Annotated in this window: 22 protein-coding genes; 6 read left to right on the top strand and 16 right to left on the bottom strand. The window is 54.8% G+C overall.

Annotation, left to right across the window (positions count from 1 at the left end):
• Positions 1-152: 152 nt before the first annotated feature.
• Positions 153-884 (top strand): arginine ABC transporter substrate-binding protein ArtJ, encoded by a 732-nt coding sequence (artJ, locus tag FN037_RS04110; RefSeq protein ID WP_138360423.1) that lies wholly within the window; start codon positions 153-155, stop codon positions 882-884.
• Between the two features lie 68 nt (positions 885-952).
• Here artJ and FN037_RS04115 read toward each other — a convergent pair whose 3' ends face one another.
• The 12 genes from FN037_RS04115 to FN037_RS04170 all read right to left on the bottom strand — a co-directional run bounded on the left by FN037_RS04115 (position 953) and on the right by FN037_RS04170 (position 12,089).
• Entirely contained in the window at positions 953-2,425 is a 1,473-nt protein-coding gene (locus FN037_RS04115; RefSeq protein WP_142501590.1) for an ATP-binding protein, read from the bottom strand.
• Entirely contained in the window at positions 2,422-3,138 is a 717-nt protein-coding gene (locus tag FN037_RS04120) for a response regulator transcription factor (RefSeq protein ID WP_138360421.1), read from the bottom strand. Before FN037_RS04120 ends, FN037_RS04115 begins: the two co-directional genes overlap by 4 nt.
• A 78-nt stretch (positions 3,139-3,216) precedes the next feature.
• Positions 3,217-4,347, bottom strand: a complete 1,131-nt coding sequence (gene rlmC, locus FN037_RS04125) for a 23S rRNA (uracil(747)-C(5))-methyltransferase RlmC (RefSeq protein ID WP_142501591.1) — start codon at positions 4,345-4,347, stop codon at positions 3,217-3,219.
• Positions 4,348-4,389: 42 nt separating this feature from the next.
• Entirely contained in the window at positions 4,390-4,878 is a 489-nt protein-coding gene (locus tag FN037_RS04130) for a YbjO family protein (RefSeq protein WP_142501592.1), read from the bottom strand.
• A 57-nt stretch (positions 4,879-4,935) separates the two neighbouring features.
• Entirely contained in the window at positions 4,936-5,781 is an 846-nt protein-coding gene (gene potI, locus FN037_RS04135) for a putrescine ABC transporter permease PotI (RefSeq protein WP_138360418.1), read from the bottom strand.
• Complete coding sequence (gene potH / locus FN037_RS04140) at positions 5,778-6,731, bottom strand: putrescine ABC transporter permease PotH (protein ID WP_138360417.1); 954 nt, start codon at positions 6,729-6,731, stop codon at positions 5,778-5,780. Before potH ends, potI begins: the two co-directional genes overlap by 4 nt.
• Positions 6,732-6,741: 10 nt before the next feature.
• Positions 6,742-7,875 (bottom strand): putrescine ABC transporter ATP-binding subunit PotG, encoded by a 1,134-nt coding sequence (gene potG / locus FN037_RS04145; RefSeq protein WP_138360416.1) that lies wholly within the window; start codon positions 7,873-7,875, stop codon positions 6,742-6,744.
• A gap of 170 nt (positions 7,876-8,045) precedes the next feature.
• Complete coding sequence (gene potF / locus FN037_RS04150) at positions 8,046-9,158, bottom strand: spermidine/putrescine ABC transporter substrate-binding protein PotF (protein WP_138360415.1); 1,113 nt, start codon at positions 9,156-9,158, stop codon at positions 8,046-8,048.
• A gap of 347 nt (positions 9,159-9,505) precedes the next feature.
• Entirely contained in the window at positions 9,506-9,985 is a 480-nt protein-coding gene (locus tag FN037_RS04155; protein WP_138360414.1) for a YbjN domain-containing protein, read from the bottom strand.
• Positions 9,986-10,074: 89 nt separating this feature from the next.
• Positions 10,075-10,977, bottom strand: a complete 903-nt coding sequence (gene rimK / locus FN037_RS04160) for a 30S ribosomal protein S6--L-glutamate ligase (RefSeq protein ID WP_138360413.1) — start codon at positions 10,975-10,977, stop codon at positions 10,075-10,077.
• 115 nt (positions 10,978-11,092) lie between these two features.
• Positions 11,093-11,815, bottom strand: a complete 723-nt coding sequence (gene nfsA / locus FN037_RS04165; RefSeq protein ID WP_138360412.1) for a nitroreductase NfsA — start codon at positions 11,813-11,815, stop codon at positions 11,093-11,095.
• Complete coding sequence (locus FN037_RS04170) at positions 11,799-12,089, bottom strand: YbjC family protein (RefSeq protein WP_138360530.1); 291 nt, start codon at positions 12,087-12,089, stop codon at positions 11,799-11,801. Before FN037_RS04170 ends, nfsA begins: the two co-directional genes overlap by 17 nt.
• A 204-nt stretch (positions 12,090-12,293) precedes the next feature.
• On the opposite strand from FN037_RS04170, the gene FN037_RS04175 reads away from it, so the two are divergent.
• On the top strand, positions 12,294-12,557 hold the full coding sequence (locus tag FN037_RS04175; RefSeq protein WP_004100567.1) for a GrxA family glutaredoxin: 264 nt from the start codon (positions 12,294-12,296) through the stop codon (positions 12,555-12,557).
• A 3-nt stretch (positions 12,558-12,560) separates the two neighbouring features.
• Here FN037_RS04175 and FN037_RS04180 read toward each other — a convergent pair whose 3' ends face one another.
• Positions 12,561-12,944, bottom strand: a complete 384-nt coding sequence (locus tag FN037_RS04180) for an inner membrane protein YbjM (RefSeq protein ID WP_138360411.1) — start codon at positions 12,942-12,944, stop codon at positions 12,561-12,563.
• Positions 12,945-13,212: 268 nt separating this feature from the next.
• Between FN037_RS04180 and FN037_RS04185 the strand changes: the two genes are divergently transcribed.
• The gene (locus tag FN037_RS04185; RefSeq protein ID WP_138360410.1) at positions 13,213-14,898 is read left to right on the top strand and encodes an aspartate:alanine antiporter; all 1,686 of its coding nucleotides are present in this window, start codon (positions 13,213-13,215) and stop codon (positions 14,896-14,898) included.
• A gap of 157 nt (positions 14,899-15,055) precedes the next feature.
• Here FN037_RS04185 and FN037_RS04190 read toward each other — a convergent pair whose 3' ends face one another.
• A complete protein-coding gene (locus FN037_RS04190) occupies positions 15,056-15,598 on the bottom strand; it encodes a TetR/AcrR family transcriptional regulator (RefSeq protein ID WP_142501593.1) in 543 nt (180 codons plus the stop codon).
• Between the two features lie 178 nt (positions 15,599-15,776).
• Here FN037_RS04190 and FN037_RS04195 point away from each other — a divergent pair, with 178 nt between their 5' ends.
• Positions 15,777-16,979 carry an MFS transporter gene (locus FN037_RS04195; protein WP_138360408.1) on the top strand — a complete coding sequence of 401 codons (1,203 nt, stop codon included), beginning with the start codon at positions 15,777-15,779 and terminating at the stop codon, positions 16,977-16,979.
• A gap of 61 nt (positions 16,980-17,040) precedes the next feature.
• On the opposite strand, the gene FN037_RS04200 is transcribed toward FN037_RS04195, so the two are convergent.
• Positions 17,041-18,276, bottom strand: coding sequence for an MFS transporter (locus FN037_RS04200; protein WP_142501594.1), 1,236 nt, complete (start codon positions 18,274-18,276; stop codon positions 17,041-17,043).
• Between the two features lie 315 nt (positions 18,277-18,591).
• On the opposite strand from FN037_RS04200, the gene ybjG reads away from it, so the two are divergent.
• Together ybjG and deoR are read left to right on the top strand one after the other, a co-directional pair.
• A complete protein-coding gene (ybjG, locus tag FN037_RS04205; protein WP_142501595.1) occupies positions 18,592-19,185 on the top strand; it encodes an undecaprenyl-diphosphate phosphatase in 594 nt (197 codons plus the stop codon).
• Positions 19,186-19,310: 125 nt separating this feature from the next.
• Positions 19,311-20,069: a DNA-binding transcriptional repressor DeoR gene (gene deoR / locus FN037_RS04210; RefSeq protein ID WP_138360405.1), complete on the top strand. Its 759-nt coding sequence runs from the start codon at positions 19,311-19,313 to the stop codon at positions 20,067-20,069.
• 35 nt (positions 20,070-20,104) lie between these two features.
• Here the strand turns inward: deoR and dacC are convergent, their stop codons facing one another.
• Positions 20,105-21,307, bottom strand: a complete 1,203-nt coding sequence (gene dacC, locus FN037_RS04215; RefSeq protein ID WP_138360404.1) for a serine-type D-Ala-D-Ala carboxypeptidase — start codon at positions 21,305-21,307, stop codon at positions 20,105-20,107.
• Positions 21,308-22,008 lie beyond the last annotated feature (701 nt).

A 22,008-nucleotide genomic window follows, 5' to 3' on the forward strand; every position in this document is an offset into this window, starting at 1 on the left:
GACGGATACGGCCAACAGCCTGTCCGTCTTTTTTATTTATGAAAAAATAATTATCCATATTTATTGAATATAAATTCATTTAGTGGCATTGTTAAACCCAGCCGCAGACACGGCACAACATCATAAGATTGACCGACGGGAGTTCCACCACGATGAAAAAGTTAGTTCTGGCCGCACTGCTTACCTCTTGCGCCTTTGGCGCCGCTGCCGCAGAAAAAATCAGCTTTGGCGTTTCGGCGACTTACCCACCGTTTGAATCGCTGGATGCCAGTAATCAGATCGTCGGCTTCGATATCGATCTGGCGAACGCCCTGTGCAAACAGATGCAGGCGGAATGTACTTTTACTAACCATGCGTTCGACAGTCTGATCCCGGCGCTCAAATTCAAGAAATATGATGCCGTTATTTCCGGCATGGACATTACGCCGGAGCGTAGCAAGCAGGTTGCATTTACCGCCCCGTACTACGCCAACTCCGCGCTGGTCATTTCGAAAAAAGATGCTTTCCACTCTTTCGACGATCTGAAAGGTAAACGTATTGGTATGGAAAACGGTACCACGCACCAGAAATATCTGCAGGATAAACATCCGGAAGTGAAAACCGTGGCTTACGACAGTTACCAGAATGCGTTTCTTGACCTGAAAAATGGCCGTATTGATGGGGTATTTGGCGACACCGCCGTGGTTAACGAGTGGCTGAAAACCAACCCGCAGTTGGGCGCGGCGACGCCGAAAGTGACCGATCCGCAATACTTCGGCACCGGCCTCGGCATTGCGGTGCGCCCGGATAATAAAGCGCTGCTGGAAAAACTGAATGCCGCGCTGAAGGCAATTAAAGCCGACGGCACCTATGAGAAAATCAGCAAACAGTGGTTCCCGGAGTAATCACGCCACAGGCGGCGCGATGCGTCTGTCCGGGCTGCCGGGCGGTGCCGCGCCGTACATCAGAAACCTTACAGCGGCAGGGTAAACTGGAAACAGGCCCCTGCCGGCGCTGCGATCAGGCGAATATCGCCGCCGTGCAGTTGCAGCATCCGCCGCACAATCAGCAGCCCCAGTCCCCCTCTTGATGCGCTTTGCGCACCGGACGCAAGTACCGAAGGCCGTTCAAACAGGGTTGCCCGTTGTTCATCAGCAATTCCCGGCCCGCTGTCCGCGACTTCAACAATCAGCGACCGCCCTGACTGACGCGCCGTCAGGCGAATAAGCCCGCCTTCCGGGGTATGACGAATGGCGTTATCGAGCAAATTGGTCAGCACCCGTTCAATCATCGATAAATCTGCGGTTATCTGCGGTAAACCCACCGCCAGATCCAGCTGTAAACCGATTTTGCGCGTGGCGATCGGCAGATCGAATTTTTGCGCCACATCCTGTACCAGTTCAGCCAGGGAAAATGTCTCCGGCTGCGGCTTGATCGCGCCATGCTCCAGACGGGCCAGTTCAAACAACTGCTGCGAAAGATGGCGCACTTTGTTTCCCTGACGCAGCGCGATATTCAGATACTGTTTGTTCTCTTCCGCCGTCAGCCTGTCGGCTTTAAGCGTTAACGTTTCCAGATATCCCAGCAACGAAGTAAGCGGCGTGCGTAAATCGTGGGAGATATTAGCGATAAATTCACGACGCTGACGCTCGCTATCCGCCAGGCGATCCCATTGCCCGGCAATCTGACGGGCCAGCACGATAAACCGTTTATGCAGTACAGCCACTTCATTACCCGGTTTCGCTTCCGGCGTTTGCGCCGCCAGCGCCTTAATTGCATCAATACTATCCTGCTGCTCCGTCGCCACCAGCGCGGTGAGCTGGCGTACCGGGCGGGTAACCCAATACCAGGCAAGCCAGCCCGCCAGCAGGCCAAGCCCCGTCACCAGTAGCAGGGTCCACAGTAGCAGGCTCGACAGCGTTTTCTGCCAGGCGCTGGCCGCCAGTTCGTTGAAGGTTTCCCCCTGCAAAATAATATACAGATAACCGCGCAACTGGCCGTCCAGCCGCAGCGGCGCTACGCTAAACACTTTTTGCCGATCTGCGCTGCGCGGATCGTCGCCATAGATCGGCCATCCGCCGCCTGAGAGGAAAGTGTGTACCGGCGCCAGGTTAACGCGCTGGCGCTTTATATGGCCCGGCGGCGCGGCATCGGCCAGCAGTTTCCCGTCGGGGGAGATTACGTACAACTCCACGCTGGGATTAAAGGTCATCAGCCGGTCAAAAAGCGGCTTCAGCTTCTGGCGGTCAACCTGTCCCCGGGGATCCAGCAGCGGTTCGCGGGCGGCGATTTGCGCTGCCAGCCCGGCGGAAAGACGCTGGACCATCGCATTGCCATATTGCGCGCTACTGTAGAGTTGGATCAGGCAAACGGCTATCGCACATAACAGGAGTAGTAAGGTGAAAACCAGCGCCAGACGCTGGCTAAGGCTGAGGCGGCGGATCATGGCTGCGCCTCTTTCCGCTCCACGGCAAATTTATAGCCTTTACCCCAGACGGTCAGAATGATGTCCGGCTCCGCCGGGTCGCGCTCAATTTTTCCGCGCAGACGATTAATATGGGTATTGACCGTATGCTCATAGCCGTCGTGCTGATAGCCCCATACCTGATCAAGCAGCGCCAGGCGGGAAAAAACTTCCCCTGGGTGACGGGCAAAGTAGTACAAAAGATCGAACTCACGCGGTGTCAGATCCACCGTCTCGCCGCGCAGCGTCACTTCGCGAGATAAAGGATCAATACTTAAACCATGGCTGGTAATACGCCCGGCATCCATCAGTAAATTCTGGCTCATCGCCTGCTGGCGCCGAAACACCGCTTTGACCCTGGCGGTCAGTTCAAGAATGGAAAACGGTTTGGCGAGGTAATCATCGGCTCCCATCTCCAGCCCCTGCACTCGCTGGGTTTCGCTGGCGCGGGCGCTGATAATAATCACCGGCAAATAGCGAGTTTGCTGACGAATGCGCCGACAGATTTCCAGACCGTCAACATTAGGCAGCATCAGGTCGAGGATCACCGCATCCCAGTTCGCTTTTTCCAGTTGCCGTAGCGCCTGCGCCCCGTCCGCCTCATGGATAATCTGATATCCCTCATCCTGCAGATTCAGGCGCAACAACGCGGCGATATCGTCATCATCTTCAACCAACAGAATTCTCTTTGCCACCGGCACTGCTCCGCTATTGTTAGATTTCGCTTAACCAGGTTTACCCGATCTTCGCCGCCAGAAAAATTCACATTTTATTTATATTTCGCGAACCAGCAGAGTCAACACTTCGTAGTGGGCGGTGTGAGGGAACATATCGAACAACTGAATACGCGCAATTTGATACCCGTCCAGTTGAGCGATATCTTTCGCCATCGTCCGGGCGTTACAACTGGAGTAGATAATATAAGCAGGCGCCATGCGGCTTAACCAGGCGCACAGCTCCTCGCCGATACCGCGTCGCGGTGGATTCACCAGCACCAGTTCGGGAACCTCCCCTTTGCCGGTGGCGAACTGCGTCGAATCAAGCGCCTGGAAATGCAGATTATGCAGCCCGAGTTCCGCTGCCGACTGCTTCGCACAGGCAATGGCCTCGGGAGCGATTTCAATGCCGGTCAGGCGCATTTGCGGCGTGGCGCAGTGCAGGCCAAAGCCTCCTACGCCGCAAAACAGATCCCACATATGCTTAACCGGCAGTTGGCGCACCCAGTCACGGGCGGTGGCATACAGCTGGCTGGCAACCACCGGGTTAGTCTGAAAGAAGCTTTGCGGACGGATCCACAGCGGCACGCCATTAAAATTTTCCGCCAGCGCCTGTTGGTCGGTCAGGAAGATCTCCTGCTCTCCCTCCATGATCGCCATATGTACCGGCTGAATATTGGCGGTGATCACTTTGAGCTGCGGCAGTTGCGCCCGCAGTTCCGGCAGGGCAGCGCGCAACTGGGCGAGTTTGCTCTCTGAACGCAGGACAAAACGCAGCATCATGCCGCCATCCCGCTGGCTTTCGCTAAGCAGAAGATATTTTAGCTCGCCGCGCCTGCGGGCGACGTTATAGGGCGTTAACCCGGCGCGGGCGATAAACGGCTTGAGGGCGGTAAACACCGGGGCGAAGCTCGCGGGGTATAACGGACAATCGGTGAGATCTTCCGCTGTGCCATCACGGTGCAGCATCCCAAGCAGCGGACGCTCAACGCTACCGCTGACCACCATTTTCGCTTTGTTGCGAAACCCGCTTTCCGGGCCGCAGACTGGCGCGCACCAGTGCGCTACCGGCGTATCCGCCAACAGCGTATGCAGGTCGGCCATTTTATCGGCAAGCTGTTGGGATACCGGCAGTTCCAGCCATTGACAGGAGCGACAACGGCCGGCGTCATAAAGTGCGCAGTGCATAACAAAACCTTCAAAAAAACAGGGGCGGGGATTGTATCACCGTTACTGTAAGCGGAAAAAGCGTCGGCACGGCGCAGGAATAAACAGAAGCGCCAGCATCAACAGCTCCGGTGATTTTTGCAGTATCAGCGAACGCAATATTTCGCGCTTCGATTCTCCGGCGATGCTAAACAACTCGGGGTAACCGTAGCCCAGCGATGCCGCCCACAGGTAGCCGATCACCATAACCTGGGTCAACAGATAGATCCAACGCGCCCGGTTGCTCCCTTTCACCAGCGAAAATGCGCACCAGAGCTCAACAAACACCAGCACCAGGCTCGAGAAGAAAACCAGCGTCAACGCCCATGTCTGTACGCTGCGATGGACAAATTCAACGATGCCCTCAACACCTAGCTGATTGAAGATCATCAGTAAATCCACACCACGGATCAGAATAATGGCGAAAGCGACCACCTGCACCAGCACAGGTACGTTAAGACGAGCATGAGATGCTCGCGTTTTAGTAAACAATCCCAACGTAAAGTCTTCCATGAAAACGGCGCCGCAAAGACGGCGCCGATGTTAACTCTACTGCAGATTTTAGGCGGTTCAGCCGCGTCTTGCACGCTGGATATCGCGCACCCGCTGTTTTTCCGCGCGGGCCATCACATACCAGGCGATAAAACCAACAACACCGACGACACCAAGGATGATGGTCGCCAGGGCGTTAATCTCCGGATTGACCCCCATACGTACGCTGGAAAAAACCAGCATCGGCAAGGTTGTCGCCCCCGGCCCGGAAACAAAGCTGGCAATCACCAGGTCGTCCAGCGACAAGGTAAACGCCAGCAGCCAGCCGGAAATCACCGCTGGCATAATCATCGGCAGCGTAATAACGAAAAAAACCTTCAGGGGCGCGGCGCCCAGATCCATCGCCGCCTCTTCAATAGAACGATCCAGTTCGCGCAGACGCGATGAAATCACCACCGCGACGTAAGCGGTGCAGAAGGTGACATGCGCCAGCCAGATGGTGAGCATTCCGCGTTCAGAGGGCCAGCCGATGGCGTGCCCCAGTGAAACAAACAGCAGCAGCAACGACAGGCCGGTGATCACATCGGGCATCACCAGCGGCGCGGTGATCATAAAAGCAAAGCCGTTGGAACCCCGGAAGCGGCCAAAACGCACCATCATCACGGCGGCAATGGTACCGAGGATCACCGCCGCGGTGGCGGCGCACGCGGCAATCGTCAGGCTTAAACCAACCGCGCTGATCATCGCGTCATCATGGAACAGTTCGTAATACCAGCGCGTCGACCACCCGGCCCATACCGTCACCAGCTTTGAACTGTTAAATGAGTAAATGACCAGCATCAGCATCGGCGCATACAGAAAGGTAAAACCAAGCACCAGAATTAAAATTCGCCACGGCGAACGCACTACCGGCAAATGATTCATCCATGTTCTCCCATCTGCTTTTGCTGATGTTTGTGGAACCACATGATCGGTACGATCAGCAGCAATAGCATCACTATCGCCACCGCAGACGCTACCGGCCAGTCGCGGTTGTTAAAGAACTCCTGCCACAGCACGCGGCCAATCATAATGCTGTCCGGCCCACCCAACAGTTCCGGGATAACAAACTCCCCGACCGCCGGAATAAATACCAGCATCGACCCGGCGATAATGCCGCCTTTGGTCAGCGGCACAATCACCTGGAAGAAGGTTTTCAGCGGTCGGGCCCCCAGATCGAGAGACGCCTCGACCAGGGAGTAATCGATGCGGCTGAGCGCGGTATAAATTGGCAGCACCATAAACGGCAGATAGGCGTACACAATCCCGATATAGACCGCCAGATTGGTATGCAGGATCTCCAGCGGCTGATCGATAACCCCCAGCCACAGGAGGAAATTATTCAGCACACCGTTACTTTTCAGTAACCCCATCCAGGCATACACGCGGATCAGAAACGACGTCCACGATGGCAGGATAACCAGCAGTAGCAGGATATTGCGCGTTGACGGCTTACTGTGCGCCACCGCCCATGCCAGCGGGTAGCCCAGCAGTAAACAGCAGAACGTCGAGATCCCCGCCACCTGCAGCGACTGCAGATACGCTTCAAAATAGAGCGGATCGTCGGTGAGCTGCAGGAAATTACCGAGATTTAGCGTCAGCGTCAGTTGACCATCCGCCCACTCCAGAAGATCGGTATACGGTGGGATCGCCCGCGCCATCTCCGCGAGGCTGATTTTAAAAACAATCAGGAACGGCAGCAGGAACAGCAGAATCAACCACACGTAGGGAAGCGCGATAACCAGCTTGCGCCCATGGGCCATCTGCAGACGCGCCAGCCACAGCGCGAAACCGCCCGGTTTTTTCACACCTGACGGGGGTTCTAATGTACTCATCACCCTCTCCTTACACCGTCAGCACGACGCAGCTATCCGCATCCCAGCACAAGCGGACCTCATCCCCCCAGGTCGGCGCCCCTTTACGATAACGATGTTCATTCTGCAACTGCGCGCTGATCATCTGCCCGCTTTTCAGGCGAACATGATAGATAGACAGGTCGCCAAGATAGGCAATATGGATAACCTCGCCCAGCGCAAAGTTGTAGCCATCGGCGGGCGGCGCTTCACAGAGCATGATTTTCTCCGGACGCAGGGCGACCCACACCGGTACGTTATCGACCACGGCAGCGTCCGGATCCACCTTCAACGGATGCGTCAGCCCCGGCGAATCCAGCACCAGACCATCGTCCTGACGTTCTTTCACCAGACCTTCAAAGACATTGACCGAACCGATAAACTCCGCGCTGTAGCGGGTAGTCGGGTGCTCATAAATTTCCTCCGGCTCGCCGATTTGCACAAACTTGCCGCGATTCATAATGGCAATACGCCCTGCCATCGTCATCGCCTCCTCCTGATCGTGGGTAACCATCACGCAGGTCACGCCGACACGCTCAAGAATATCGACCACTTCCAGTTGCATCCGATCGCGCAGCTTTTTATCCAGCGCCCCCATCGGCTCATCAAGTAACAGCAGCTTCGGCCTTTTCGCCAGGCTGCGGGCCAGCGCCACCCGTTGACGCTGGCCGCCGGAGAGCTGATGCGGCTTACGCTTCGCGAACTCCTGCATATGCACCAGCGCCAGCATCTCCTGCACTCTGCTGGTGATTTCGGCTTTCGGCAGCCTGTCCTGTTTAAGCCCAAAAGCGATATTTTGCTCTACCGTCATATGAGGAAACAGCGCGTAGGATTGAAACATCATGTTGATGGGACGCTGATATGGCGGCACCCGTGCCAGATCCACGCCATCCAGCACAATCTGCCCGGCAGTCGGCTGCTCAAATCCCGCCAGCATGCGCAGCAGGGTTGATTTACCGCAGCCGGACGCGCCCAGCAGGGCAAAAATTTCGCCTTTATAAATGGTAAGACTGACATCATCGACGGCATGCTGCCCATCGAAAGACTTGGTTAAATTACGGATTTCCAGTAGCGGGGTCAGCGCTTTAGGGGCCTTCGCCTGCGGGCGAGGGATTGCGTCATTCACGTGAGTGCTCTCCGGCAAAAATCAAAACCACGGCATGGCCCGGTTGCCATACAAAGTGCTTGTTGCTTGTTAGTGCAGTTGCACCATTTAGGGGCGCGCACTCGTCGGGTGCACGGTAATGTTCCCGCTGAGTTGATCCTTTTAGGCCCGGCGAACCGGGCCCTCCAGTCTTATTTTCCGCTTTTTACTTTCGTCCAGGCGCGAGTACGCACCCGGTCGATTTTCGGATCCTGAACTTTTAGCGTAAACAGCTTAGCGAAGACGTCCGCCGGTGGATAAATTGCCGGATTGTCGCGAATCTCTTTACTGACCAGCGGAAGCGAGGCCTTGTTACCGTTGGCATAATAGACGTGATCGCTGATATGAGCGATAACATCCGGGCGCATCAGATAATTGAGGAACTGATAAGCCTCATCTTTATTTTTTGCATCCGCAGGCATCGCGAAAACATCAAAGAACGCCAGCGCCCCCTCTTTCGGAATAAAGTAGGTGACGTTGACCCCGTTCTTCGCTTCTTTCGCCCGGTTCGCCGCCTGCCACACATCGCCCGCCCAGCCGATAGCAACGCAGATGTCGCCGTTGGCCAGGTCGTTAATGTACTGTGAGGAGTGGAAATAGCGGATATTCGGACGCAGCTTCAGCAACAGGTCAGTCGCCGGGCCTGTGTAGTCGCTGGCTTTACTGCTGTTAGGATCTTTACCGAGGTAGTTCAGCACGGTGGCGAAAATCTCTTCCGGTGCATCAAGGAACGAAACGCCGCAGCTTTTCAGTTTTTCCAGATTTTCCGGTTTCAGCACCAGATCCCAGCTGTCCAGAGGCGCATCTTTGCCCAGTACGGCTTTAACTTTATCGATGTTGTAGCCAATCCCGGTGGTCGCCCACAGGTACGGCATTGCGTATTTGTTACCCGGATCATGCTTGGCCACCAGCTTCAGCACATCAGGATCGAGGTTCTTCCAGTTGGGGAGTTTACTTTTGTCCAGAGGCTGAAAAACGCCTGCCGCCAGTTGACGCTCAAGGAAACTCGCCGACGGTACCACCAGGTCAAAACCGGTGCTGCCCGCCATTAATTTGCCCTCCAGCACTTCATTGGAGTCAAAAACGTCATACACCACTTTAATACCGGTCTCTTTTTCAAAATTTGCCACCGTATCCGGCGCAATATAATCAGACCAGTTATAAACATGCAGTGTTTTTTGTTCCGCTGCGAGCGAACCGGCCGAGACGGCCATCAGCGCGCCCGTCACCAGGCCTGTTAACCATTTTTTACCAAAGGCGGTCATATTTATTATTCCTTCTCAATGCCCGTTAGCCAACGGACTTAATATACGCACGTGTCCACATGCAATAATCATGCATGTTTTTATTGCCTAAGAAAAAGGAGAGAGGTTCTCTCCCGGGATGGTTGCCCGCAACGGGAAGCAGCGTCAGAATAACTGTAGCCAGAATAAGAGGCTATAGCCCAGGTAAAAAAACGCCTTTTATCAATTTTTTATGCCATAACGGTCTACGTGATAAACCGAAACTGGCAAGATGGCGGTGAAAAATGCTTTAAAGAAAGGGAATTGGCAGAATAAAAATGGCTAATACGCAGCGGCTATGGCAGCGGCTGCGCTCTATTTCCCGGGGCTTAGTGAAGAAAATGGTACTGAATATTTTCAGTCACCGGTTCGTCTTCCTCACTCTTATACAGCATCTGATTCGCGCTGGCTTCGAGAATAACCATCGAAATTTGCTCCTCACTCTGGCGGAAAAACCAGGCAAACTGATTGAGCGTGACGCCAACACCGACGCTCAACGCCTGGCACACAACCAGTTTAGGCAGATTATCATCCTGAATATCGAGGAAAGCTTTCACGGTTAACGAGCTGGCGTTAATCGCTGAAAGATCGGCAGAGAGCGGCAGTAGCGCGGAGGGTTTAACCTCAGCCAGCGCAGAAAACAGTACCACATTGTCAACCAGGTCAAGTTTGGCATCAAAAATGCCTTCGAAATTTTGCATATGCGGCAGGTGCAATGCCTGGCAGGAATCACACTCAAAAAAGCTGATGCCCAATTCGTCGAGCCATTGACGTAACGTATCAAGACCCGGAACGACCAGTGAATCCATATGACCTGTGACCTCTTACAGTTGAAAATGCGACGCCATAGCTTACGCAAAAAATGCGCCATATACCACGACAGCGTCGAGAAAGGGGATTATCCCCCCATTTTAAGACAAAATCCGGGCCTGGCCTGACGTTCGATCCAGGCGATCATTTTCCCCGCGATATCCACTCCCGTGGTGGTTTCCACCCCCTCCAGACCAGGAGAGGCATTAACCTCCATCACCAGCGGGCCGCGCGTCGCGCGCAGAATATCGACGCCCGCAACATCCAGACCCAATGTTTGCGTCGCTTTAATGGCCATCTCGCGCTCCTGTTCGCTAATGCTCGCCACCGTGGCCTGACCGCCGCGATGCAGATTGGAGCGAAAATCCCCCTCCTTCGCCCGCCGCTCAATCGCCGCCACCACATCATTCCCCACCACCAGACAGCGCACATCCCGGCCTTTCGCCTCAGCGATATACTCCTGCACCAGAATATGTGCGTTCAGGCCGCGAAAAGCATCAATGACGCTCTCTGCCGCCTGACGCGTTTCGGCCAGCACCACGCCGATCCCCTGCGTCCCTTCCACGAGCTTAACCACCAGCGGCGCGCCGCCCACCATCGCGATCAGATCGCTGGTATCGTCCGGCGAATGGGCAATTCCGGTAAGCGGCAGGTCAATCCCCTGACGCGCCAGCAGCTGGAGCGAACGCAGCTTATCCCGCGCACGAGTAATGGCGACCGATTCATTTAACGGATAACTGCCCAGCAGCTCAAACTGGCGCAGCGCGGCAGTGCCGTAATAAGTGATCGCCGAACCGATACGCGGGATAACCGCATCAAAATGCGGGAGCTGGCGTCCTTTGTAGTGAATTGATGACGCTACCGGACTGACGTTCATATAGCAGGAAAGTGGATCGAGGATTTCCACTTTGTGACCACGTTTTTGCGCGGCTTCGCGCAGGCGACGACATGAATAAAGCGTCCCGTCCCGGGATAATATGGCTATTTTCACCCTGCACCTCTGCAAAAAGACCCGCGCTGGCGGGCCCTGGTAGCAAACAACATTATCAATTAGCGCTGACCTGGCGCTATTTCCTTGTGTCAGACGGGACGCAGTTTACACGTAATCAACGCGTCGCCCATCCCTGCTTATGCAGATATTGCAGAATAAACGGACGGCTCTCTTTCACGATAGTCCGGCGGATATGCTCGCTCCAGGTATCGCGACGCGTATTGCTTCCGCGTGAAAGATAATATTGCGCCATCTGCTCGTCATATTCCGCGAGAGCGCTCTCGTCCAGCGGCTGATAGTGATTTTCATGTACCAGCATCGTCGGCGGCATACGCGGTTTCACATCCGGATTATCGGCGGGCCAGCCAAGGCACAGACCAAACAACGGCAGCACATGCAGCGGAAGCGCCAGCAGTTGGCTCACCGCGTCGATATTGTTACGCAATCCGCCGATATAGACCCCGCCTAACCCCAGGGATTCCGCGGCCACCAGCGCATTCTGCGCCAGCATCGCCGTATCGACGCACCCCAGTAGCAGTTGTTCCGCCCGCCCCAGTTGGGCATCCGGACAGATTTGCAGATGGCGATTAAAATCAGCGCAAAAGACCCAAAATTCCGCGGCCTGCGCCACGTGCTGCTGGCCACCGCTCATCGGCACCAGTTGTTGGCGCATCTCAGGATCGGTGATGCGAATAATTGAGGTACATTGTAAAAAACTGGAACTGGATGCGCTCTGCGCGCTGGCAATAATCGCCGCGCGTTGTTCGTCGCTGATCGGCGCGTCGGTAAAATGGCGAATGGAACGGTGGCTACATAGCAGCTCAATGGTTGGCGTCATCTCGTTTTTCTCTGTCAGGCAATGATGAAGGTGTATTTTTCGTTTGCGTCAACTGCGGAGCGATAATTTTCGCCAGCCGCCACGTTAGCGCCACGGCAGCCGGAAGCATCAGCAAAACCCCGGCAAAAATCATCAACAGCGCCGCCGTTGGACTGGCGAGCGGCGCTGGCAGGCTGACGTATTGATTAAGCGAAAGCCAGGCCAGGGTCAACAGCGCTACGCCGATAATCTCAATGACCAGAACACGTTTTGGCAATAGTGCGGGCGATCGCATCATGCTCCTCCGATCCAGATAGTTCGCATTATCACGCGAATACGACGCGCCTGTCGGGCCAGTATAGCGGTTTCATCAGCAAAATATTTATCAAACATAAGCATAAGCCATCAAAGCAAAAGGCAGAACCTTCTTTCCCTCACCGGCATAACACGGCATGATACGCGCCATTCGCCATCAGGCAGAGAATAAAGGAGAGAGACTATGTTTACCGTCATTTTTGGCCGTCCCGGTTGCCCGTATTGCGTTCGCGCCAAAGAGCTGGCAGAAAAACTGAGCAATGAGCGCGATGATTTTAACTATCGTTACATTGATATTCACGCCGAAGGCATCAGCAAAGCCGATCTGGAAAAAACTGTGGGAAAACCGGTTGAAACGGTACCGCAGATTTTTGTCGACCAGAAACACATCGGCGGCTGCACCGATTTTGAAGCCTGGGCGAAGGAGAATCTCGGCCTGTTTGCCTGAGACTCACTCTTCTGACGAGTGCCTGCGTCTGGTACTCAGCCAGGCGCAAATAAACAAGAAACAGAGGGCGCCCAGCGCACACCAGAATACCGCGCTGAACAGCCACGCCAGTTCCTGCCAGACAGAGCGCTGAGTTACAAAGAAAAGCCGCATTACCGTCAGACAGACAGGAACAGCCAGTATCGCCCCGAGCAGCGGGTAAAGTACCCGCTGCCCTGGAGAGAGGCCGCTTGCCACCGCGCCGGGCAGTAAAAAAAACAGCAGCCCGAACTCCGGATTCCCGGTCGTCGGAAAGGCGCCTTTCATATAAAACAGCAATGACAAACAGACCACGATAAATAGAAAGAACCCGCAGATAATACCCGCCCAGGCACGCTCAGCTTTCACCACATCCTCCTGATTTTACCTCTAGCTAACGTCCACTTCGTCCAGTCAGATAAAGATTCTGGCAATTCCTGCCAATATAAGATCCTGTAGATGCAAAAACGATTGTGACTAGCCGCAGTCCCCAGGAAAGATTAAACTAGCGGCTATATTTTACTGGTTATAATTGGGATGCCAGAATAGCGTTCAGGACAACAAGAACACTGGATCAACCTTAGATAAAATAACCATTTTCTTCAATAGCTTACTAGTAAATGAGAAGTTGGCTTTCGTGAATATAAACGTCGCAGATTTGTTAAACGGGAATTACATCCTGTTACTGTTCGTTGTGCTTGCATTAGGTCTCTGCCTCGGGAAACTGCGTCTCGGGCCGGTACAACTTGGTAATTCTATTGGCGTTTTAGTCGTTTCCCTATTATTAGGCCAGCAGCATTTCACAATTAACACTGATGCCCTGAATCTCGGCTTTATGCTGTTTATTTTTTGTGTTGGCGTCGAAGCAGGCCCCAACTTTTTTTCTATTTTTTTTCGCGATGGCAAAAATTACCTGATGCTCGCGCTGGTCATGGTGGGCAGCGCCATGCTGATCGCCATGGGGCTGGGCAAGTTATTTGGCTGGGATATCGGTCTGACGGCCGGCATGCTGGCCGGCGCCATGACCTCAACGCCGGTGCTGGTTGGCGCCGGGGATACGCTACGCCACTTCGGCATGGCCCGCGACCAGCTTGCCGTCTCGCTCGATCATCTCAGCCTCGGCTATGCCCTGACCTATCTGATCGGCCTGGTGAGCCTGATCGTCGGCGCGCGCTATATGCCGAAATTGCAGCATCAGGATTTGCAAACCAGCGCCCAGCAAATCGCCCGTGAGCGTGGTCTTGATACCGACTCCCGGCGCAAGGTCTATCTGCCGGTGATCCGCGCCTATCGCGTCGGCCCGGAACTGGTGGCATGGGCTGATGGTAAAAATCTGCGCGAACTGGGTATTTACCGCCAGACCGGCTGCTATATCGAGCGTATTCGCCGTAACGGCATTCTGGCCAACCCGGACGGCGATGCGGTGCTGCAAATGGGCGATGATATTGCGCTGGTGGGCTATCCGGACGCCCATGCCCGTCTCGATCCCAGCTTTCGTAACGGCAAAGAGGTCTTCGACCGCGACCTGCTGGATATGCGTATCGTCACCGAAGAGATCGTGGTAAAAAACCACAACGCCGTCGGTCGTCGGCTGGCGCAACTGAAGCTCACCGATCACGGTTGCTTCTTAAACCGGGTTATTCGCAGCCAGATCGAAATGCCGATTGACGATAACGTGGTGCTCAATAAGGGCGATGTTTTACAGGTCAGCGGCGATGCCCGTCGCGTTAAAACCGTGGCGGACCGTATCGGCTTTATCTCCATTCACAGCCAGGTGACCGACCTGCTCGCCTTCTGCGCTTTCTTTATCGTTGGCCTGATGATCGGCATGATCACCTTCCAGTTCAGCTCATTTAGCTTCGGTATCGGGAATGCTGCTGGTCTGCTGTTTGCCGGGATTATGCTCGGCTTCCTGCGTGCTAACCACCCGACGTTCGGCTATATCCCTCAGGGCGCGCTGAATATGGTGAAAGAGTTCGGGCTAATGGTGTTTATGGCCGGGGTCGGCCTCAGCGCCGGTGCGGGGATTAACAACGGTCTTGGCGCCGTCGGCGGCCAGATGCTGGCAGCCGGGCTTATCGTCAGTCTGGTGCCGGTCGTGATCTGCTTCCTGTTCGGCGCGTATATTTTGCGAATGAACCGTGCGATGCTCTTCGGCGCAATGATGGGCGCCCGTACCTGCGCTCCGGCGATGGAAATCATCAGCGATACCGCACGCAGCAACATTCCCGCGCTGGGATACGCCGGAACCTATGCCATCGCTAACGTGCTGCTAACCCTGGCGGGTACGCTGATTGTCATCATCTGGCCAGGGTTGCGGTAAATTTTTCAGAAAAAAAACGCACATACGCAGAACTTTTTTTCACGGCATCAGTCATAAGTAGTGCCACTGCTTTTCTTTGATGTCCCCATTTTGTGGAGCCCATCAACCCCGCCAATTTGGTTCAAGGTTGATGGGTTTTTTGTTTTCTGCGCCCCGCTCACTCCCCCGCCAGTCTGCCCACCATCAGGCGAATCGCCTCTTTTGAGAGCGGCGCGCTGTCGGTCACAAAGTGCAGCGTCATCCCCTCGATAAAGGCATCCAGCCCGCGGGCCGTCGCCGGTTCAAACCACTGCTCCAGGGTTTTCTGACTCCGTAGCATCCAGTTCTGCATCACCGCTTTTAACGTTGGCTGGCTGCTGCAAAATGCATAAAGCTGGTACATCAATTTCATATTGCGCGCAGTGGTGACCTGAGCGCTGAAAATCATCCCGGCAATAGCGTCACATGCCTGCTCGCGGGTACTGACAGCGGCAAAAAACTGCTGATACTGCGCCATCATCTGGTCAGTAAACAGACGGAACGCTTCTTCGACCAGTGCCTCAATACCGCTGAAATAGTACGTCAGCGAGCCCAAGGGCACACCGGCGCATGTGGCGATTTTCCGGTGGGTTACCGCATGGATGCCGTGGATAGCGATAGTGTCCAGCGTCGCCTGTAATATGCGCTCCCGGCGCTGCGGATCGTTCGGTCGACGGGCCATCAATTTTCCTCTTTCATGCAAATAAACGCCCAGTCACGCGGCGCGTTTAAAAAATTCCTCAGGGTAAATCAACACGCTACGGTCACGGAAAGACGGTCAGCGGTAAATCAGATTTATGTACAAATGTACACAAATTTGCTACTGTTGTCGCCATCTCTTTACTCACAGGCATTTACGGATGACAGCGCAAACCTCCCGTAGAGCCCTCCAGCTACGGCTGTGGGCGCTATTCACCTTCTTTTTTATTCCCGGATTGTTGATGGCCTCATGGGCAACCCGCACGCCGGCAATTCGCGATCGGCTTGCGCTCTCCACGGCAGAGATGGGCATTGTTCTCTTTGGCCTGTCAATAGGCTCCATGAGCGGCATTCTCTGCTCGGCGTGGCTGGTTAATCGATTTGGCACCCGTAAAGTCATTCGCGCCACGATGTCCTGCGCAGTGGCTGGAATGCTGGTGCTCAGCGCCGCGCTATGGGTCAACTCAGCCGTGCTGTTTGCGGCTGGCTTAGCTATCTTTGGCGCCAGCTTTGGTTCCGTCGAGGTGGCAATTAACGTCGAAGGCGCAGCCGTTGAACGTGAAATGAAGAAAACCGTCCTGCCAATGATGCATGGGTTCTATAGCTTTGGCACGCTGATTGGCGCCGGAATAGGTATGGCGGTGACGGGCTTCGGCCTGCCCGCCACGCTGCATATTCTGCTGGCGGCGCTGGCGGCTATCGCCCCTGTCGCTATCGCGATTCGCGCCATTCCTGATGGTACCGGCAAAAATGCCGCGGAAGCCGCACATCATGAAGGCAAAGGCATGCCGATATGGCGCGATATCCAGTTGCTGTTGATTGGCGTGATCGTGCTGGCGATGGCGTTTGCCGAAGGTTCCGCCAACGACTGGCTACCGCTGCTGATGGTTGACGGCCACGGCTTCAGCCCAACGTCCGGCTCCCTCATTTACGCGGGTTTCACCCTCGGGATGACCATCGGCCGTTTTACCGGCGGCTGGTTTATCGACCGCTACAGCCGGGTCGCGGTTGTCCGCGCCAGCGCCATCATGGGCGCGCTGGGCATTGGCCTGATTATTTTTGTCGATAGTCCGTGGATCGCCGGTCTCTCCGTATTGCTTTGGGGTCTCGGCGCGTCACTGGGTTTCCCGTTGACCATTTCCGCCGCCAGCGATACCGGCCCCAATGCGCCGAAGCGCGTCAGCGTGGTGGCGATTACCGGCTATCTCGCCTTTCTTGTCGGGCCGCCGCTGCTGGGTTTCCTCGGCGAACACTTCGGCCTGCGCAGCGCCATGATGGTGGTGCTGGCATTAGTGCTGATCGCGGCCATCGTCGCCCGGGCGGTGGCTAAGCCACAGCCTGAACCTGTTATCGAAAATGGTTAATCCGCCGCTGAGGGGACAATGCCTGTTGCGATGCCAACATCGCAACAGGTCAACAAGAGGATTACTGCGGCTCGCGAGAATTGCCCGCACGCTTATCCTTCAGGAAATAAGCCGTCATCACCAGCCACAACGCTCCGCTCAGCAGATTTAACAGGCTGAATAGCCCGCTGCCGCCGAATTCCCAGGCGTGTTTGCTGACTTCGATCCCTACGGTAAAAATCAGCATCTGCAGCATACCCATTGCCGCCGACACCGTCCCCTTGCTCATGTCGCTGGCGAAGAGCGTCAGGCGCACCAGCCCGGCGTTCGCCAGACCAATACCGAAGGCATAAACGCTCAGCCCTGCGGTCATCCACAGATAAGCATGCGCCGAAACCACCGTCGCCGCCGCCGAAATCAGCAGCCCGGTGATAATCGGCCAGCCGCCGAGGATAATCAGCGAGCGCACCGTCTTGCGCGATGTCTGGCGCGCCAGAACCAGATTACCGGCAATCAACGCGCCGAAAATCGGCACCTGCAACAGGCCATACTCGTAGCTGGTCGCCTGCTCACCGCTGATAATAATCACCGGCGATTGGGCGATCCATGCCAGCAGCGGCAGGCTGACAAAACCGGTCGCCAGCGCGCCAGCGACAAAGCGTCGGTTTTTCAGCACGTCGCGATAATCACGCCCCAGCGCTTTTACCGATAGCTTTTCGCCCTGCCGTGTGGCGGTTTCCGGCATCGCGCGCTGTAGCCCGACGAACGCGATCGTCGCCAGCACGGCGAACAGGACAAACATCATTTCCCACGGCAGAAAGTGAACCCAGGCGGCGCCTACCAGCGGCCCGAGTAGCGGCGCAATCAGCGCGACGTTCGCCATCAGGGCGGTGATCTTGATGCAAACCGCCTCTTCAAAAGACTCCTGAATTGCCGCATAGCCGACCGCGCCGATGAAACAGAGGCTGATGCCCTGCAAAAAGCGCAATAGCGTGAACTGTTCAATCGTTTGTGCCAGCAGCGTCGCCAGACAGGTCGCAATAAACCATACGACGCCGGTCAGCATCACAGGACGACGGCCAATGCGATCCGAAAGCGGGCCCAGCAGCCACTGTAAGAACATACCGCCCGCCAGATAGGCAGTCATTGAGGTCGGCACCCACTCATTGCCAACGCCAAACGCGTCCACGACCGAGAGCATTCCCGGCTGGATCATGTCGTTGCCGATATAAGTGGAGAATTCATATAACACCAGGCACAGCGGAAAGAGCAGCGCCTGACGTCCGAGGCGTTTGCCCGCAAGCGAATAATTGTGCATGAAATCTCTTATTTAAATAAAACCGCGCAAAGTTTAATGAAAGTCGTGCCCGGGAGATAGCGAATTGTGAGTAGCGATGAAAACTTTTTCCTCCGGGATAACGATGTCCTCTGCAAAGAAAAATTCCGCTGTGTATATTTCGTTTATGTTGCAATTAAATGACACGCTATATACTCCCTTCATCGGTCTGTTGATGAAGCTTACTGGCCGGTTTATGCATAACAGTCTGACAATTAAGACAATACTGCTTTACCTTATCGATACCGTTTTTTAAGGTGAGCGGTTTGTTGCTAACGAATTAAAGAGCCTGGATGTATGCTGGAAAATATTAACTACGCGCTGTTTGCCTTACTTAATGCAACCCCTGCTTCCCCCTGGTGGGCAATTGAAACCGCGACGTTTATCGCCAAAGACCTGATTATTATTATGCCATTATGGGTATTCGGCTTATGGTTCTGGGGGCCAAATCAGCGCCAGTTGGTATGTAAGGTGATAATGGCGCTGGCCGTTAGCCTCACGCTTTCCTGGCTATTTGGCCTTCTTTTTCCCCATCAGCGTCCGTTTGCCGCCGGTATCGGCTATAACTTCCTGCATCATTCGCCGAATAATTCCTTCCCAAGCAATCACGGTACACTCGGCTTTACCTTCGCGCTGGCGTTTATGTTCTGGCATCGGCTGTGGTCAGGCGCATTGCTTATCGGCATGGCCTGCGCGATTGCCTGGTCCAGAGTTTATCTCGGTGTTCACTGGCCGATGGATATGCTGGGCGGGTTACTTACCGCGATGAGTGCCTGTCTGAGCGCCCAGTTATTGTGGCAAAGCGGGGGAAATACGTGTTACCCACATCTGCAACGGCTGTACCACCTGTTATTTTCGCTACCGATTCGTAAAGGCTGGGTACGCGGATAAGCGCCTTTCGGACCAGGCGGTACTTACGGACGGACCCAGCGCCTGCGCGTGACTAACCCTTTTCCGGCAGGTAAAATCGCCGCTGACGCCCTGTCTGTGCAGGGCGCTTTCAGCGTAGAGGGAATATGGAAACTCGTCGTGACGAACGTATCAGTCAGCTTATTCAGGCACTCAAGCGCAGTGATAAACTCCATCTGAAAGAGGCGGCAACCCTGCTTGGTGTGTCGGAAATGACCATTCGTCGCGATCTCAACGGCCACAATGGCCCGGTAGTTTTGCTCGGCGGTTATATCGTGCTGGAACCGCGCAGCGCGACGCACTACCTGCTGAGCGATCAGAAAACGCGACTGGTGGATGAAAAACGCCGCGCCGCCCGCCATGCGGCAAAGCTGCTTAAGGCCCATCAGATGGCTTTTTTCGACTGTGGGACAACCACACCGTGGATAATTGACGCCATTGACAACGCCCTGCCCTTTACCGGGGTATGCTATTCGCTCAACACCTTTCTTTCCTTGCAGGAAAAACCCCAGTGTCGGGCAATTTTATGCGGCGGCGAATTTCACGCCAGCAACGCAATTTTTAAACCACTGAGCCTGCAGGATACGCTAAGCCATCTTTGCCCGGATATCGCGTTCTATTCCGCCGCCGGTATCGACTGCGAGCAGGGAGCAACCTGCTTTAACCTCGAAGAGCTGCCGGTGAAACACTGGGCGATGAAAAACGCCCGCTATCACGTGCTGGTCGTCGATCACAGTAAATTCGCTAAAGTCCGGCCCGCGCGGATGGGGGATTTATCACAGTTTGACGTGATTGCCAGCGATGTTTGCCCGAATGACGATTTGCTCGCGCTGGCGAAAGAAAAACAGATTTCCCTGCTTTACTAATCGCTAACCGCGCCCCGCAGGGCGCGGCCTGCCTGTTACGAGAACCAGCCACCAAACCAGCCGTGCAGTTTCATCAGCACGAAATCAAGCATCCGGCTGAAAAAACCGCCTTCTTTTACCGCTTCCATCACAATCAGCGGCCGCTGCTCAATGGTCTTATCATTGAGTTTGAAGTCAATCGTGCCAACAACCTGCCCTTTAGCCAGCGGCGCTGTCAGCTGCGCGTCATTCAGCGTGTAGCTGGCCTTGAGGTTTTTCAACTGGCCTTTCGGCAACGTAATAGAACCGGCGTCGCCCGCCCCCAGTTTCGCTTCATTGCTGTCGCCGAACCAGACGCGCTGGGTAATAAAGGTCGCATCAGGTTTAATCGGCGTCACGGTCTCATAAAACCGAAAGCCCCAGGTCAACAGCTTTTCCGATTCATTAAAACGGATGCGGTCAGTTTTGGTTCCCAGTACCACGGCAATCAGGCGCATGCCGTTTTGCGTCGCCGAAGAGACCAGGTTATAACCTGCGCCAGCCGTTGTCCCGGTTTTCACGCCATCGACATTGAGGTTAGTACTCCACAGCAGACGATTGCGGTTCGGCTGACGGATTTTATTGAAGGTAAACTCTTTCACTTTGTTAATAGCATACTCTTCCGGAACATCATGAATCATCGCTTTGGTGAGTAACGCCATATCGCGGGCGGTACTGAACTGCCCCGGCGCATCAAGGCCGTGTACGGTCATAAACGTGGTGTTAGTCAGGCCCAGCTTCTTCGCATAGCCGTTCATCAGGCTGATAAACGCATCCTGGCTGCCCGCGACATAATCAGCAATCGCGATACAGGCGTCATTACCGGACTGAACGATCACGCCCTTATTAAGATCGTCCACCGACACCTGCATGCCCGGTTTGAGGAACATCACCGAAGAACCGCGCAGCGCCGGATTTCCTGTTGCCCACGCATCGCGTCCAATCGTCACCATATCGGTAGACTTAATCTTACCCGCCTTTAACGCCTGGCCGACAACGTAGCTGGTCATGATTTTAGTCAGACTTGCCGGGTCCAGTTTTTCATCGGCATTGCCTTCGCTGAGCACTTTTCCGCTGTCATAGTCCATCAGGATCCAGGCGCGGGCATCAATTGATGGGGCATCAGGGAGTTGTTCAGCAGCCTGTAGCGCAGGCGCAGCGAAAAATAAAAGCGCGCAGCCTGTCACCATGCCGCGAAGGGAAAATGCATCATGCTTCATAAGAGCCACCCAAGTATCCATTCCAAACAAAAATATGCCGCCACACTCTTCCGCGCCGCTGCGATCGGTGAGTACAGCGTACAAATGACCTTAAAGAAACAGCGAGTTGCTAAAGTTTACGCAATAATCTCGCCTGTTGCTGCAAACCGAGCAATTTTTTGATCATGATGGCTAATACGCAAAATAATTCAAGTTACCTTACAAAACGGCTATCCGTTTGAACGGCCTCGCCTCGCCAGGATGCGTCATACCGGAACGATACACATATCCGGCGCGTACAACCAGGACGCAGACAGTAATGCCGTTCACTTAAGCAAATCATCGGTGTTGTCTTTTTTTATTTGCCTGTGGCAATCGCATTATCGGTGGTTTAAACGAAAATCTGATTCGGTTGATTCACTTACTGATCTGATACTACGGGCTGAAATATAAAGGATATAACTTTTTTTATGATTTTCAGCCTCTGAAAAGCCCCTGACGAATAACGGACTCACCGCATGGGGGTTGGGCGCATCAAGGAAACCTGGCGGGAACGCAGGCGCGCATCCAGGACTGGCCGCCAGGACGGCGGCCAGAGGGCGGGTCGAGACAGGGACAAAATTGCCGGGAGCAATTTTGAACAGCGCTTGCGCTGGCCCTGGAAGGGCGAGTCCCAGGGATGGGACGAGTAGCGTCGAGTCCCGCCCGGTCCGCCAGATGAA

It is taken from the genome of Klebsiella sp. 2680, from assembly GCF_900198535.1.
Lineage (GTDB): Bacteria > Pseudomonadota > Gammaproteobacteria > Enterobacterales > Enterobacteriaceae > Klebsiella > Klebsiella indica.